Annotated in this window: 11 protein-coding genes, 3 pseudogenes and 1 riboswitch; of the genes and pseudogenes, 12 read left to right on the top strand and 2 right to left on the bottom strand. The window is 34.6% G+C overall.

What is annotated here, in order from left to right; genetic code table 11:
- Positions 1–195 precede the first annotated feature (195 nt).
- From ecsA to ecsC, 3 genes are read left to right on the top strand one after another with little or no spacing between them, the layout of a single operon-like run.
- Positions 196–939, top strand: a complete 744-nt coding sequence (gene ecsA / locus DT250_RS28925) for an ABC transporter ATP-binding protein EcsA (protein WP_001292603.1) — start codon at positions 196–198, stop codon at positions 937–939.
- Positions 932–2,143 (top strand): ABC transporter permease EcsB, encoded by a 1,212-nt coding sequence (ecsB, locus tag DT250_RS28920; protein WP_149214177.1) that lies wholly within the window; start codon positions 932–934, stop codon positions 2,141–2,143. Before ecsA ends, ecsB begins: the two co-directional genes overlap by 8 nt.
- Positions 2,144–2,156: 13 nt before the next feature.
- Positions 2,157–2,864 (top strand): ecs operon protein EcsC, encoded by a 708-nt coding sequence (gene ecsC, locus DT250_RS28915; protein ID WP_149214176.1) that lies wholly within the window; start codon positions 2,157–2,159, stop codon positions 2,862–2,864.
- A gap of 39 nt (positions 2,865–2,903) precedes the next feature.
- Here ecsC and DT250_RS28910 read toward each other — a convergent pair whose 3' ends face one another.
- Positions 2,904–3,056, bottom strand: a complete 153-nt coding sequence (locus tag DT250_RS28910) for a sporulation protein YjcZ (protein WP_149214175.1) — start codon at positions 3,054–3,056, stop codon at positions 2,904–2,906.
- Between the two features lie 156 nt (positions 3,057–3,212).
- On the opposite strand from DT250_RS28910, the gene DT250_RS28905 reads away from it, so the two are divergent.
- The 7 genes and pseudogenes from DT250_RS28905 to DT250_RS28880 form a co-directional block, all read left to right on the top strand.
- Entirely contained in the window at positions 3,213–3,794 is a 582-nt protein-coding gene (locus DT250_RS28905) for a TetR/AcrR family transcriptional regulator (RefSeq protein WP_088057532.1), read from the top strand.
- A 2-nt stretch (positions 3,795–3,796) separates the two neighbouring features.
- Complete coding sequence (locus tag DT250_RS31910; RefSeq protein WP_179952875.1) at positions 3,797–3,964, top strand: hypothetical protein; 168 nt, start codon at positions 3,797–3,799, stop codon at positions 3,962–3,964.
- A gap of 79 nt (positions 3,965–4,043) precedes the next feature.
- Positions 4,044–4,520 carry a PH domain-containing protein gene (locus tag DT250_RS28900; protein WP_149214174.1) on the top strand — a complete coding sequence of 159 codons (477 nt, stop codon included), beginning with the start codon at positions 4,044–4,046 and terminating at the stop codon, positions 4,518–4,520.
- Positions 4,513–5,952, top strand: a complete 1,440-nt coding sequence (locus DT250_RS28895; RefSeq protein ID WP_149214206.1) for a PH domain-containing protein — start codon at positions 4,513–4,515, stop codon at positions 5,950–5,952. Before DT250_RS28900 ends, DT250_RS28895 begins: the two co-directional genes overlap by 8 nt.
- 202 nt (positions 5,953–6,154) lie before the next feature.
- A complete protein-coding gene (locus DT250_RS28890) occupies positions 6,155–6,808 on the top strand; it encodes a DUF975 family protein (RefSeq protein ID WP_131933761.1) in 654 nt (217 codons plus the stop codon).
- Between the two features lie 188 nt (positions 6,809–6,996).
- Positions 6,997–7,432, top strand: a pseudogene (locus tag DT250_RS28885) (hypothetical protein).
- Positions 7,429–7,548: pseudogene (locus tag DT250_RS28880) on the top strand (CPCC family cysteine-rich protein); the annotation flags it as partial. The pseudogenes DT250_RS28885 and DT250_RS28880, both read left to right, overlap by 4 nt.
- On the opposite strand, the pseudogene DT250_RS28875 reads toward DT250_RS28880, so the two are convergent.
- Positions 7,538–7,759 (bottom strand): annotated as a pseudogene (locus DT250_RS28875) (hypothetical protein); the annotation flags it as partial. The pseudogenes DT250_RS28880 and DT250_RS28875 overlap by 11 nt on opposite strands.
- Positions 7,760–8,081: 322 nt before the next feature.
- Between DT250_RS28875 and DT250_RS28870 the strand changes: the two are divergent.
- The gene (locus DT250_RS28870) at positions 8,082–8,618 is read left to right on the top strand and encodes a TetR/AcrR family transcriptional regulator (protein WP_149214172.1); all 537 of its coding nucleotides are present in this window, start codon (positions 8,082–8,084) and stop codon (positions 8,616–8,618) included.
- A 171-nt stretch (positions 8,619–8,789) separates the two neighbouring features.
- A riboswitch (cyclic di-GMP riboswitch) is annotated at positions 8,790–8,882 on the top strand.
- Between the two features lie 59 nt (positions 8,883–8,941).
- A partial coding sequence (locus DT250_RS28865; protein ID WP_149214205.1) for a SpaA isopeptide-forming pilin-related protein occupies positions 8,942–13,848 on the top strand: 4,907 nt, incomplete at its 3' end.

Raw genomic sequence — 13,848 nt, 5'->3', positions numbered from 1 at the left:
CTTAACTATGTTGTTGTACTCATCAATTGGTGGTCGCTTTTTCAATGTGTTCCTTCTTCACTAATTATGATGTCCGCTTTCGTAAAAATATATGCTAACAAATTTAAAATTTTTTTAAGACATCGATACTATGTAGTACAGCGCCATTTTTGGTAAGATGAATATAGAAAATACTAATGAAGAAAGTGGTGTCGTATGAGCGAGTTATTGCGTGTAGAAAATGTTACAGGAGGATATACGAAGCGCCCTGTACTAAAAGATGTTTCGTTCTCTGTTAATAAAGGCGAACTTGTCGGCTTAATTGGTTTAAATGGAGCTGGTAAAAGTACGACGATTAAACATATTATCGGTTTAATGGAACCGAAAAAAGGAACTGTCACAATTAATGGGAAAACAATTCGTGACGATATGACAGCGTACCGTTCTAGTTTTTCGTTCATCCCAGAAACACCAGTATTATATGATGAGCTAACGCTAGAAGAACATTTGAAGTTAACAGCGATGGCGTACGGTGTCGATGAAAAACAATATGAAGAACGTGTAGGACAACTATTACAAGAGTTTCGCATGAAAAATCGTTTAAAGTGGTTTCCATCTCATTTCTCAAAAGGGATGAAACAAAAAGTAATGATTATGAGTGCGTTTTTAGTGGAGCCATCTCTTTACATTGTGGACGAACCTTTCGTTGGGCTTGATCCGTTAGCAATTCAATCACTCCTTCAAATGATGGATCAAATGAAAAAGAGCGGCGCGGGCATTTTAATGAGTACACATATTTTAGCGACAGCAGAGCGTTATTGTGATTCATTCATTATTCTCCATCAAGGTGAAGTGAGAGCGAAGGGAACATTATCTGAACTGCAATCACAGTTTAATATGCCAGGTGCAACGTTAGATGATATTTATATTGCATTAACAAAGGAAGAAGATTATGAATAGCACAGCATTATGGAAAGAACGATTTCGTCACTTTCTAAAAGAAGTTCGTACATATAGTAAATACGTATTTAACGATCATTTAAAATTTATTTTCGTATTCATTATCGGCGCAGGAGCGTACTATTACCAGCAATGGTTACAAACGTTAACACCTTCATTTCCGGCGGCGCTCGTTATGGCAGTGTTGCTTGGTCTCGTATTAACGGCCGGATCTATTCAAACGTTATTAAAAGAAGCAGATCTCGTTTACTTGCTGCCAGTTGAAGAAAATTTAAAACCTTACTTCACAAAGGCATTTCTCTTTACGTTTATGATTCAGTTATACATAATCGCAATCGTAGCGGCAGCGCTTGCCCCGTTATACTTCCAGCAAATGAAACAAACAGGAGCGGCTTACATATGGATTGTACTCGCGTTTGTCATTGTAAAAGCGTGGAACTTATTTGTAGCGTGGGAAAAGTCATTTTTAACAGATCAAAATATACAAAGAGCAGATTGGTTCATTCGTTTTATTTTAAACGGCTTATTTGTGTACTTCCTTGTAGAGCGTACTTCCGTTATGTTTATTGGCGGAATCGTCCTTCTCATGATGTTATACCTTGTAGTACTGCATCAAATGGTGAAGGGAAAGCCGCTAAACTGGGAGTACTTAATTTCTGAAGAAGGTAAGAAGATGATGCTGCTGTATCGCATAGCGAATATGTTCGTTGATGTACCGGCATTAAAAGAAAGAGTAGCACGCAGAAAATGGCTCGATTTCATCCTTTCGATGATTGGTGAAAAACGTACATATTTATACTTATATACGAGAACGTTTTTACGATCTGGTAACTATTTTGGCTTATATATGCGCTTGCTCGCTCTTGGCGGAGTTATTCTGTACTTCATTCCGTTTTTATATGGACGATTTATCGTAAGCCTTATTTTCCTGTATTTAATCGGTTATCAGCTATTAACGTTATGGAAGCATCACCGCATGAAGATTTGGCTTGATTTGTATCCGGTCGGGGGAGAAGAAAAGAAGAAAGATTTTCTTACTTTATTAAATGCAATTCTTCTTACTGGCAGCGTTGTATTTACAGTTATATTTGCCCTTGCGACGAAAGATTTCATGATGACGGGAATTTTACTATTCGTAAGCATAATATTTAGTATCGGTTTCGTTTATCAATACGGAGCGAAACGTATTGAGCGTTTAAATTGAAGGGAATGAACCTATGATTACATACGAAGAGAAGGTTATAAAAGAATTGGAGCAGTGGAAAGCTACATTCATGAAAGATTCTTCTATGATGACACGGTTCTCTAAGAAAGTGCAGACGAAAGTACAACAGCTTATTCCGGCGAAAGTGCAAAAAGTATTAACAGAAACGATTCGGATGATGGTGCAAACGATTAGTGCCGGATCAAACTTTATAAAGCCGAAATTAAAAGAGACGAACTGGTCATTGCAAAGACGAGACGACGAAGTACGTAAAAAAATGGATGAGTACAAAAAAATAGCAGCGGCAGAAGGGGCTGGAACAGGAGCTGGCGGTATTCTCCTTGGCCTTGCTGACTTTCCGCTCTTACTCGGCATTAAAATTAAATTTTTATTCGATGCAGCAACATTGTACGGATTTGATACGAGCAACAAAGAAGAGCGCCTTTTTATCCTTCACGTTTTCCAACTTGCCTTTTCAAGTGACGACCACCGAAAAGAAATATGGAAAGCAATCGAAACGTGGGATACAGAAGAAGAAAATCATATGGACTGGGAAAAGTTCCAAACAGAGTACCGAGACTATATTGATTTAGCCAAAATGCTTCAGCTCGTACCAATAATCGGTGCCCCGGTCGGTGCATATGCGAACTATCAATTACTGCAAAGACTTGGAGAAGTGACGATGAATTGTTATCGTATGCGATTGCTGAATAAAAATTAAAAAGAAAGCATCCTAAATGTGTAATTTAGGATGCTTTTTTTAGAAGTTAATCCCGTTATAGCCAACTCCGACTACAGTCAATACGATAAAGAGCACAATGAGTATTATATACCCACTACTAACGCTCTTACCATCTTGTCCAGCTTCACCGCCACCAGTGCCACCACTACCGCCTTTACCGCCAAGTCCCATAGGAATATCCTCCTTATTGTTATATGTTGCTTTTACTTTATACTTTTCTATATTTACCAATAAATCCCTTCTGTCACTCTAACTAACTTGCAAATCGTTTCGTTTCATTTTATAATTTATTTACCGACCGGTAAGTAAAAATAAGTGAGGTACAGTATGACGAAGAATTTACAAACATCGCAAAACATTGTAGAAGCATCATTTAAACTCATGGCAGAGCACGGCATTGAGAAGATGAGCCTTTCCATGATTGCGAAAGAGGTAGGTATTTCAAAACCGGCTATTTATTATCATTTTTCTTCTAAAGAAGCGTTAGTCGATTTTTTATTTGAAGAAATTTTCTCTGGATATCATTTCGTGAGTTATTTCGATAAAGAGCAATATACGAAAGAAAACTTTGCAGAAAAGTTAATTGCTGATGGTTTACATATGCTCTCTGAGTATGAAGGGCAAGAAGGAATATTACGCGTTATAAATGAATTTATCGTAACTGCATCGCGAAATGAAAAGTATCAGAAACGCTTATTTGAAATACAAGAAGATTTCTTAAATGGTTTCCACGATTTATTGAAGAAAGGTGTAGAACTTGACGTTGTGTCACAACATGCAACGGAAGAAAATGCTCATACGTTAGCGCTCGTAATCGATAATATGAGTAATTACATGCTGATGGGATTCCAGTTAAAGTATAAAGAAATTTGGATTCAAAATGTGAAAAACGTAATGAAGGAGGAATAAAAATGAAAATGCAAAAAAACTGGTGGCTCGGTTTTCTTGGATTTATTGGGATTTATAAAATACCAGGTATGATTGAAGCTTTTCAAGCAGATGGAAGTTGGATGAAGTTAATTGGCTTCGTTTGGCTACTTTGGTTCGGATATTTTATTCCTGAGAAGAAAGAAGATTAAATTTCAATTTTATGTAAAGTTATGTAAAATATAGATTGAGAGTATTCGTATATTAGATTACTAGATTTGGAGTGGTTACATGGATCCATTGAAAAATGAAATTAACCCTGACATGGTCAAGGTGTGGAAAGTTCGTGCTGTAATTGAAGAAGGAATCGGTATTCTCGTCATGTTAGCTTACCTTTTCCTCATGATAAAGTTTGATTGGTGGGCGTGGATTTTGTACGTGATGATTGGTCTAACAGTTGCTTTTGCACCATTTTCGTACTTTTTATTCCCAAAACTTCGTCAACGTTATTACAGTTATCAATTAAATGAAGAAGAACTTGAAATTCAGCACGGTCTTTTCGTCGTAAAGCGCGTATTAGTACCGATGATTCGTGTACAGCACGTGACAATTGAACAAGGTCCGATTATGAGAAAATATGGCTTAGCAGAATTGCACATTTCAACAGCGGCAACTTCTCACAGTATCCCAGGCTTAACGATGTATGAAGCAGAAATGTTGAAAACGAAAATCGCAGAATTAGCGAAAGTGAGTGATGAGGATGTATAAGAGGCAGCATCCGATCACGATGTTATTAGAATTAAAAATAACAGATTTTATACCACTCATTATTTTCATGTTTAGTTTAAATGGAAAATTCCCGTTTTGGTATTTAATCCCCGCTGCATTCGGTTTACTCACCGTTTTTTCAGCATTTGAAAAATGGTATTACACAACATATTGGGTCGAAAATAACGTATTACATGTGAAGCAAGGGCTCTTTGTGAAGAAGGAGAGCTACTTAAATAAAGAGCGTGTTCAAACGATTAATACAAGTTCTAACGTGCTATATCAAATGCTTGGCTTAAAAAAGATTCAAATCGAAACAGCAGGGGGAGGCGACGATGCAGAAGTAAGTTTAGCTGGTATTACAGTAGAAGAAGCAACAGAGCTTATTGCCATGCTAAATGATCCAACTCCAGAATTGAAAGCAGAAGAAACATCAGAAGAAGTAGTAGAAAAAGAAATCGTAACAGAGGAAAAGCAAGCGACTGAATATAAATTAACTTGGAAAGAAATTTTGCTAGCGTCTGTTACATCTGGTCAGTTTGGACTATTATTCTCATTAATCTTTTTCGTGTATCACCAAGTAGATGAGTACATTCCGAAATGGATAGAGAATGGCGTCAAGTCGTATGTAATGGAACATGATATATATGGCTGGATTTTCATGATAGCTATTTTGATTGTCCTTTCATGGATTATATCGACAATCGGTTATGCGCTAAAACATGGAGATTTCACAGTGAATCGAAGAAATGATGAAGTCCGCATTTCGCAAGGATTACTTGAGAAAAAAGAACTCGTCCTAAAATTGCACCGCATTCAAGGTATTACGATAAAAGAAAGTATTTTGCGTCAGCCATTCGGTTATTGTGCTGTACAAGTAGAAGTGATTCAAGGTAAAGGACTGGGTGACGAGAAAGAAAAAGTTACACTGCATCCTATCATTCGAAAAGATCGCGTACAACAGTTACTCGCACATTTACAACTACCATATGAACTGAATAAAAACATTATTTCACTACCAAAAGCAGCATTACGCCGCTATCTCATTGATAGTTTCATCTTTTTCGCAATGCTAGCAATCCCACTTATTGGAATAAGTATATACTTTGAAAAGCACTTCATCATGTGGGCATTAATTCCGCTCGCGATTCTCATCTTTACACTTGGATACGCAACATTTAAAACAAATGGTTACAGTGTAAACGGAGAGCAAATTACGCTTGTATATCGCAGCGTCGGCAAATATACAGGGCTTGTTAGAAGAAGGCACGTCCAATCAATGGAAAAGACACAATCCTATTTCCAGCGCCGTGCAAATCTATGTACGTATAAGTTCTCTAACGCATCATCGGAGTATAAATTAGAACATACGAGAGTAGAAGATGCGGAGAGAATGCAGGATTGGTATAAGAAGAGAATGAGTGAGAATTAGCTTGAAAAAGCTTGCCTATTATGAAAGGCAGGCTTTTTTTTATTATAGGAAAATGAGTGACTTAATTCATATATTAGTAAAGCTACAGCACACATATATCAATACATATCAAAAAAGGTAGTATGCTTCTATTTCAGGAAAATCTGTGGAATTTTTGATATAAATGGTATACTAATATAGAAAAAGTATTAGGAGGCTATATATGATCAGTCAGTTAAAAAGAGAAGCACTTGATGCATTAAAAGGAAAATGGGGATTAGCGGTAGGGGCAACCTTATTGGTTGGAATCCTTATTGGAGCTGTTGAAATTTTAACTACAGGTATTTTCTCGATATTTTGGGGTTGGGAAGAAGCAAATGAGTCACTTACAGTAACTATTATTGCAATGTTTATTATCGGGCCGTTAACAGTAGGTGCTTCTTATTTTGTTTTAAATGTAATTCGCGGGACTAATGCTCGTATTGGTCATATATTTAGATGGTTTAACGATGGAAGTAAGTTTATGAAATCGTTTTTAACATATTTACTAATGAATGTGTACTTGGTTCTATGGACATTACTTCTTATTATTCCAGGTATTATTAAATCATTTTCTTATTCTATGACATATTTTATTTTGAATGATCATCCAGAATATACAGCGAATCAAGCGATTACTGAAAGCCGTCGTATGATGAATGGACATAAAATGGATTACTTTTTACTATGCTTAAGTTTCTTAGGTTGGTTCATTTTAAGTATTCTTACTTTAGGAATCGGTTTCTTATGGTTAGTACCTTATTTCTACACGACATCAGCTGCATTTTATGAAGAGATTTCAAAAGAATATTATAAAAAAGAAGACACTACTTTCTAATAACCACCTATCCCCTAAAGAATATAGGGCACAGATAGTTTAGATGTTCTGTTTATGGGGAGCACTTCAGGATAAGGTATAGGTTTTTATATAAAAATTCTGCCCTCTATGTTTTAGGATAGAGGGCTATTTTTTCATGTAAAAATAATGAATAATATATGTGAAACAAAAAAGCGAGGTGAATGAGAGTGAGCAAGTTTTTAATTCCGTATTCATTTTCTATATTAAGTTTCTTTATTTCAGTAACGGCACTTGATTTATATGATAGGATAGGAAAAAATGATGAGATGACTTCGCCAAACATAATTGGAAAGATAATTCAATCTACTGCGCAAATGGGAGTCCTTACATTATATTTCGGAGTACCTATCATTTTAGGTGGCTGTCTACTTGGGGAATTATTGTTTAGAGGTATCATTTTTCGATTTAAACTAAGCTATATTATATCTTTATTATTATATTTACTTTTAGCTTGTAGTATTGTTTCAGTAACAGTTGGGATTCCAACTACATATGAAGATTCTAATATTTCTTTCATGGGAATAACTATGATTTGCGCTGTTACATTCTTTGTGGGCCGGAATATATCGGAAAAAACAAGTTAATAATGGAGTGACAGAATGAAATACACTTGTCCGTGCTGCGGGTATAGAACAATAGAAGAACCACCAGGTACATATGAAATTTGTAATATATGTTATTGGGAAGATGATGAGGTTCAGTTTAACGGTCCTGACTTCCTTTTATTTTTCTATAACAAAATTCACCTAATAAACAACCGATAAGAACAGGAATGCTTCCAAGAATTGAAAACATAATAATAGATACCCAAATCGGTCCCCATGAATCCGTATAATTTAGAATGCGTGCATATGGTAAAACATTTACTGTTATAGAGAAAACTAATAAGCATATTAAATAACTAAGAGAAAATTTTTCTAATGGAATCATCCTTATAAAAGTTCACTTTATTTTATGAACATATAAACCTCTTTAAATTATAGATTAAATATATAAGGATAATCAATTTGTATGCATTTTGTGTTTATGGATATATTTTCAACGAATATAATTGTATAGATGTATAGTCAATCGTAAGTGTTTGATGTTATCATATTGAATGATATGGAAATTTTTAATAGAAGAAGCAACGAACAATTCAAAGGTAATGAAGCCTTTGTTGTATAAAGAAAATATTTATTATTACTCAGCGATATTAAAAATAAGATACGTATTTATATAAATTTAGTAGAAATGGGGGTTTTAAAAAGGAATGAGTATAAGTATAACAAGGCAAAAAATTTTAGCGGCCGCTTCTCAAATTGTGCAATGTAAAGGGGTTGCTAAGTTAACCTTAGAAGCGGTAGCAAAAGAGGCGGGGATAAGTAAAGGTGGATTGTTGTATCACTTTTCAACTAAAGAAGCTTTAATAGAGGGCATGATATTCAAAGGGACGGAGGAGTATCAAGACGCTATTCACAATAAAGTAGCGGAGGACTTAGAGAAGAAAGGAAGGTGGGTACGTTCTTTTGTAGAGGAAAGATTAAGTAATGAGAGAAGAGTAGAAGAGCTGGGTAGTAGTATGATGGCAGCATTAATGCTAAAGCCTGAATTACTTGAACCGTTAAAACAATCATTTCAGCAACTGCAAAATAAAATAGAAAATGATGAGATAGATTCAGTTTGTGCCACAATTATTAGATTAGCGGCAGATGGATTATGGTATTCGGAATATTTAGGGGTTGGAAGACTAAGCCCCGAATTAAGAGAAAAAGTGATTCAAGCTCTTATTTATAGTTCGTATAAATAGAATATACTAACTATATAATGTAAAATAATTCACCATTGCTTATTTAATGCACTGGTGAATTATTTTTTTTATTAGAAAAATAGAACAATTTTATAGAGTATTGAATTATAACCGTCCAGACGGTATAGTAATATTTGGTTTAAGAGGAAAATGAAACAAAAAAAGAATAAAAAATATTTTTAGCACACTATTCGAAAGGATAGGCCGCAAAGCTTAGAGTCTACGGTAATACATATTGGTTACTAAGATCGTCTGGTTGCACATTTTTGATGCAACCGGACGGTCTTTTTTTGTTATATAAATATAAAAAATAGGAGGGAATTATGCAAATGAAAAGTACTAAAAGGCATATTTCGATGGTTTCATTAGTTTTTCTAGTATTATTTTCAGTGCTAAATGTGTGGGCTCCAGTTATTCAAGCCGCTGTGATAAAAAATCCAGTGGACGAGATTAATATTTCCCGTACTGATGGTACAACGTCTGAACCATATCAAGCCTCAGATGGCATGAAAGTAGAAGTGAAGTGGTCAGCTAAAGAAAAAATAAAAAGTGGAGATCAATTCACAATTGATATGCCAAAAGAATTCAGAAAAGATCTTATGAATATGAGTTTTCCTTTAAAAGATGCTGAAGGAAAAACAGTTGGTACATGTGAGATGAAAAAGGGTCTATTGACATGTACTATGGGTGATTACGTAGAAGGAAAGAATAACATTAAAGGTTCTTTATTCGTAGAATTCTATTTTGGTCTAGAAGCATATGATGGTATTAAAAAAATCCCATTAGAATTTAACGTTGATGGTCAAATCGTAAATAAAGAAATAAGTGTAAATAATACGACAGAGAGACCAAAGCCACAGCCCAATACAGATAATCTATTGAAATGGGGTTCTTATAATCAGGAAGATCCTTCAATTGCAGACTGGACGGTATATGTAAATGCAACTGGAACAGAAATGCAAGATCTTAAATTAACAGACACATTAGGACCTGGGCATGAATTAATTACAAATAGCTTAGTATTAGAAGAGGCTGTATTTGAAGATGGCTATGCACCAACAAATGTTAAGCCAGCAGATTTATCTAAAATTAAAATTAATGCAACGAAAACTGGATTTAAAATTGAATTTCCAGACAGCTCAAAAGGTTATATTTTAAGATATAAAACAAAGATTACTAATCCTGCTGCAAAGCCTCATAAAAATACAGTAAAATTAGAAGGTAAAAATATTGTAACTGAAGAAAAAGTTGGAGAAGTATTTGTAAGTGGTGGGGGAGGAACCGGTTCAGGTGACGATAATCCACCTAGCATTGAAAAAAATATAGTCGATGAGAATGGTAAGCTTGTAGAGAATCAGCAGTTAACACAAATGGATCAAGCTATTCAATACCAAGTTGGTACACATATACCGAAAAATCCGTCTAATTATACGTCAATGGTAATCAGTGATGATTTAGAGGATGTTTTAGAAGTATTAGAGGCAAAAGTATATGATCAAAATGGCCAAGATATTACTTCTAAAGGAACGTTAAATATAGATAAACAAAGAAGTGAAGTAACATTTACGTTTGGTGAGAATTTTGACTATAAGTCATATGAAGACCAGGTAATTAACCTTAGTATTAAGGCGAAAATTAAAGCTAATGCAGACTTATCTTCTTACGTAGATAAGAAGATTCCTAATAAGGCAGAATTACATTTTGATGATAAAACATTAACATCGAAAGAAGTAACTGTTACACCGCCTGAAGCTCCAAAAGAAGGTACAGTATCGATTCATAAAATAGATGCTGAGAATCCGAACAAAGGGTTAAAAGGTGCCGAATTTGAAGTTCGAAATAGTGCAAATGAAGTTGTTGCAAAACTGATAACGGACGAAAACGGCTTTTCAGTACCTCAAACTTTAGCTCCTGGGACGTATAAAATTTATGAAACAGTAGCACCAGAAGGGTATCAAAAATTAACGATTCCAGTAGAGGTTACACTTCAAGCTGGAGAAACAAAAGCAATTGAAATTAAAAATACTTTGCAAAAGGGTCAAATTGAATTAAAGAAAATTGATTCAGAAAATGGTGAAAAACCATTAGCAAATGCAGAGTTTGATATAGTAAAAGACGGTGTAGTAGTTGAGCATATTATTACAGATAAAGATGGTAAGGCAATTTCTAAACCGTTAGCGCCAGGAAAATATATTTTAAAAGAAACGAAAGCGCCTGAAGGATACCAATTAAAAGAAACAGAATTCGAAGTAAATGTAACAGGGGACGGTATATTCCCGATAACAGTAGAAAATGCAATGACAGACAAAGGTAATGTAGAAATTACAAAGGTGGACAAAGAAAACGGTTCAGTATTAGCGGGTGTCGAATTTGAAGTCCAAGATGAGAAAGGTGAAGTAGTAAGAAAAGTAACGACGGATAAAGAAGGAAAGGCAAACGTTTCAGATCTTTCAGTAGGAAAGTACAAATTAGTAGAGACGAAAAGCTTACCAGGTTACAAGAAACTAACAGAGCCAGTATCGTTTGAAATTACAAAAGGTATGACGAAAGTCCTATCATTAAAAGTAGAGAATGAACAGTTAGAAAACGGTTCAGTAGAAATTACAAAAGTGGATAAAGATAGCCAGAAAGCATTAAAAGGCGTAGTTTTCGAAGTACGAGATGAAAAAGATAAAGGAGTCAAAGAGGTAACAACAGATAAAGAAGGAAAAGCAAACGTTTCAGATCTTTCAGTAGGAAAGTACAAATTAGTAGAGACGAAAAGCTTACCAGGTTATAAGAAACTAACAGAGCCAGTGTCATTTGAAATTACAAAAGGTATGACGAAAGTCCTATCATTAAAAGTAGAGAATGAACAGTTAGATAAAGGTTCAGTAGAAATCACAAAAGTAGATAAAGACAGCCAGAAAGCATTAAAAGGCGTAGTCTTCGAAGTACGAGATGAAAAAGATAAAGTAGTCAAAGAAGTAACAACAGATAAAGATGGAAAAGCAACAATTGATGATTTATCAGTAGGAAAGTATAAATTAGTAGAGGTAGAAAGTTTACCAGGTTATAAAAAGCTAGAAAAACCAGTATCATTTGAAATCAAAAAAGGCATGACCGAAGTTCTATCATTAAAAGTAGAAAATGAAATGTTGGATACAGGGAATGTAGAGATAACAAAAATAGATAAAGATAGTAAAGCACCATTAGAAAATGTTGTATTTGAAGTACGTGATTTAAAAGGTAAAGTAGTTGAAAAAGTAACGACAGATAAAGAAGGAAAAGCAAACGTTTCAGATTTATCTATTGGGAAGTATGAGTTGGTGGAGGTAGAAAGTTTACCAGGTTATAAAAAGCTAGAAAAACCAGTATCATTTGAAATCAAAAAAGGCATGACCGAAGTTCTATCATTAAAAGTAGAAAATGAAATGTTGGATACAGGGAATGTAGAGATAACAAAAATAGATAAAGATAGTAAAGCACCATTAGAAAATGTTGTATTTGAAGTACGTGATTTAAAAGGTAAAGTAGTTGCTAAAATAACGACAGATAAAAAAGGACAAGCAAAAATTACTAATTTATCAGTTGGAACATATAAGTTAGTAGAAGTGAAAGCACCAAAAGGATATAAGCAATTAGTAGATCCGATTACTTTCCAAATTGAAAAAGGCATGACAAAATCTCTTGCTTTAACAGTCGAAAATGAAATGTTAGACAAGGGTGATGTAGAAGTTACAAAAGTGGATAAAGACAGTCAAAAAGCATTAGAAGGCGTAGTCTTCGAAGTGCAAGATGAAAAAGGAAAAGTAGTAACGAAAGTAACAACAGATAAAGAAGGAAAAGCAAACATTTCAGACCTATCTGTAGGGAGTTACAAATTAGTAGAAGTAGAAAATTTACCAGGCTACAAAAAACTAACAGAGCCAGTATCATTCGAAATCAAAAAGGGTATAACAGAAGTCTTATCACTAAAAGTAGAGAATGAACAGTTAGATAAAGGTTCAGTAGAAATTACAAAGGTAGATAAAGACAGTCAGAAAGCATTAGAAGGCGTAGTCTTCGAAGTGCAAGATGAGCAAGGCGAAGTAATAACGAAAGTAACAACAGATAAAGAAGGAAAAGCGAAAGTTTCAGATCTATTAGTAGGAAAATACAAATTAGTAGAAACGGAAAGTTTACCAGGTTACAAAAAACTAACAGAACCAGTATCATTCGAAATCAAAAAAGGTATGACAGAAGTCTTATCACTAAAAGTAGAGAATGAACAGTTAGATAAAGGTTCAGTAGAAATTACAAAGGTAGATAAAGACAGTCAAAAAGCATTAGAAGGCGTAGTCTTTGAAGTGCAAGATGAAAAAGGAAAAGTAGTAACGAAAGTAACAACAGATAAAGAAGGGAAAGCGAAAGTTTCAGATCTATTAGTAGGAAAATACAAATTAGTAGAAACGGAAAGTTTGCCAGGTTACAAAAAACTAACAGAGCCAGTATCATTTGAAATCAAAAAGGGTATGACAGAAGTTTTATCGCTGAAAGTAGAAAACGAACAAGTAGATAAAGGTTCAGTAGAGATCACAAAAGTGGACAAAGACAGTCAGAAGGCATTAGAAGGTGTAGTCTTTGAAATCCAAGATGAAAAAGGGAAAGTAGTAACGAAAGTAACAACAGATAAAGAAGGAAAAGCAAACATTTCAGACCTATCTGTAGGGAGTTACAAATTAGTAGAAGTAGAAAATTTACCAGGCTACAAAAAACTAACAGAGCCAGTATCATTCGAAATCAAAAAAGGTATGACAGAAGTTTTATCACTAAAAGTAGAGAATGAACAGTTAGATAAAGGTTCAGTAGAAATTACAAAAATGGCTGCTGAAAGTAAGAATGTATTATCAGGGGCAGTGTTTGAAGTTCATGACGAAAAAGGAAAAGTAGTAACGAAAGTAGCAACAGATAAAGAAGGAAAAGCGAAAGTCTCAGACTTATCTGTAGGTCACTACACACTTGTAGAAGTAGAAGCACCAAAGGGTTATGAAAAATTAACTAATCCAATTCCATTTGAAATTACAAAAGGAATGATAAGTCCAGTTCAATTAGAAGTATTAAACAAATTGACTTCTTTAGCACCACCAGGCCCAGAGAAACCAGAAACGACGGATCCAGAAAAACCAGAAACGACGGATCCAGAAAAACCAGAAACGACGGATCCAGAAAAACCAGAAACAACGAATCCAGAAAAACCAGAAACAACGAA

Origin of the sequence: Bacillus sp. AR2-1 (genome assembly GCF_008368755.1) — a bacterium.
Classification (GTDB): domain Bacteria; phylum Bacillota; class Bacilli; order Bacillales; family Bacillaceae_G; genus Bacillus_A; species Bacillus_A wiedmannii.
The sequence above is the reverse complement of the archived record's forward strand: the minus strand, read 5'-3'. Positions and strand labels throughout refer to the sequence as shown.

What these genes read in the sequence shown, in the direction of transcription:
- ecsC (WP_149214176.1), top strand. Translation starts at nt 2,157, where the DNA reads ATGATTACATACGAAGAGAAGGTTATAAAAGAATTGGAGCAGTGGAAA.
- DT250_RS28900 (WP_149214174.1), top strand. Translation starts at nt 4,044, where the DNA reads ATGGATCCATTGAAAAATGAAATTAACCCTGACATGGTCAAGGTGTGG.
- DT250_RS28890 (WP_131933761.1), top strand. Translation starts at nt 6,155, where the DNA reads ATGATCAGTCAGTTAAAAAGAGAAGCACTTGATGCATTAAAAGGAAAA.
- ecsB (WP_149214177.1), top strand. Translation starts at nt 932, where the DNA reads ATGAATAGCACAGCATTATGGAAAGAACGATTTCGTCACTTTCTAAAA.
- ecsA (WP_001292603.1), top strand. Translation starts at nt 196, where the DNA reads ATGAGCGAGTTATTGCGTGTAGAAAATGTTACAGGAGGATATACGAAG.
- DT250_RS28870 (WP_149214172.1), top strand. Translation starts at nt 8,082, where the DNA reads ATGAGTATAAGTATAACAAGGCAAAAAATTTTAGCGGCCGCTTCTCAA.
- DT250_RS28895 (WP_149214206.1), top strand. Translation starts at nt 4,513, where the DNA reads ATGTATAAGAGGCAGCATCCGATCACGATGTTATTAGAATTAAAAATA.
- DT250_RS31910 (WP_179952875.1), top strand. Translation starts at nt 3,797, where the DNA reads ATGAAAATGCAAAAAAACTGGTGGCTCGGTTTTCTTGGATTTATTGGG.
- DT250_RS28910 (WP_149214175.1), bottom strand. Translation starts at nt 3,056, where the DNA reads ATGGGACTTGGCGGTAAAGGCGGTAGTGGTGGCACTGGTGGCGGTGAA.
- DT250_RS28905 (WP_088057532.1), top strand. Translation starts at nt 3,213, where the DNA reads ATGACGAAGAATTTACAAACATCGCAAAACATTGTAGAAGCATCATTT.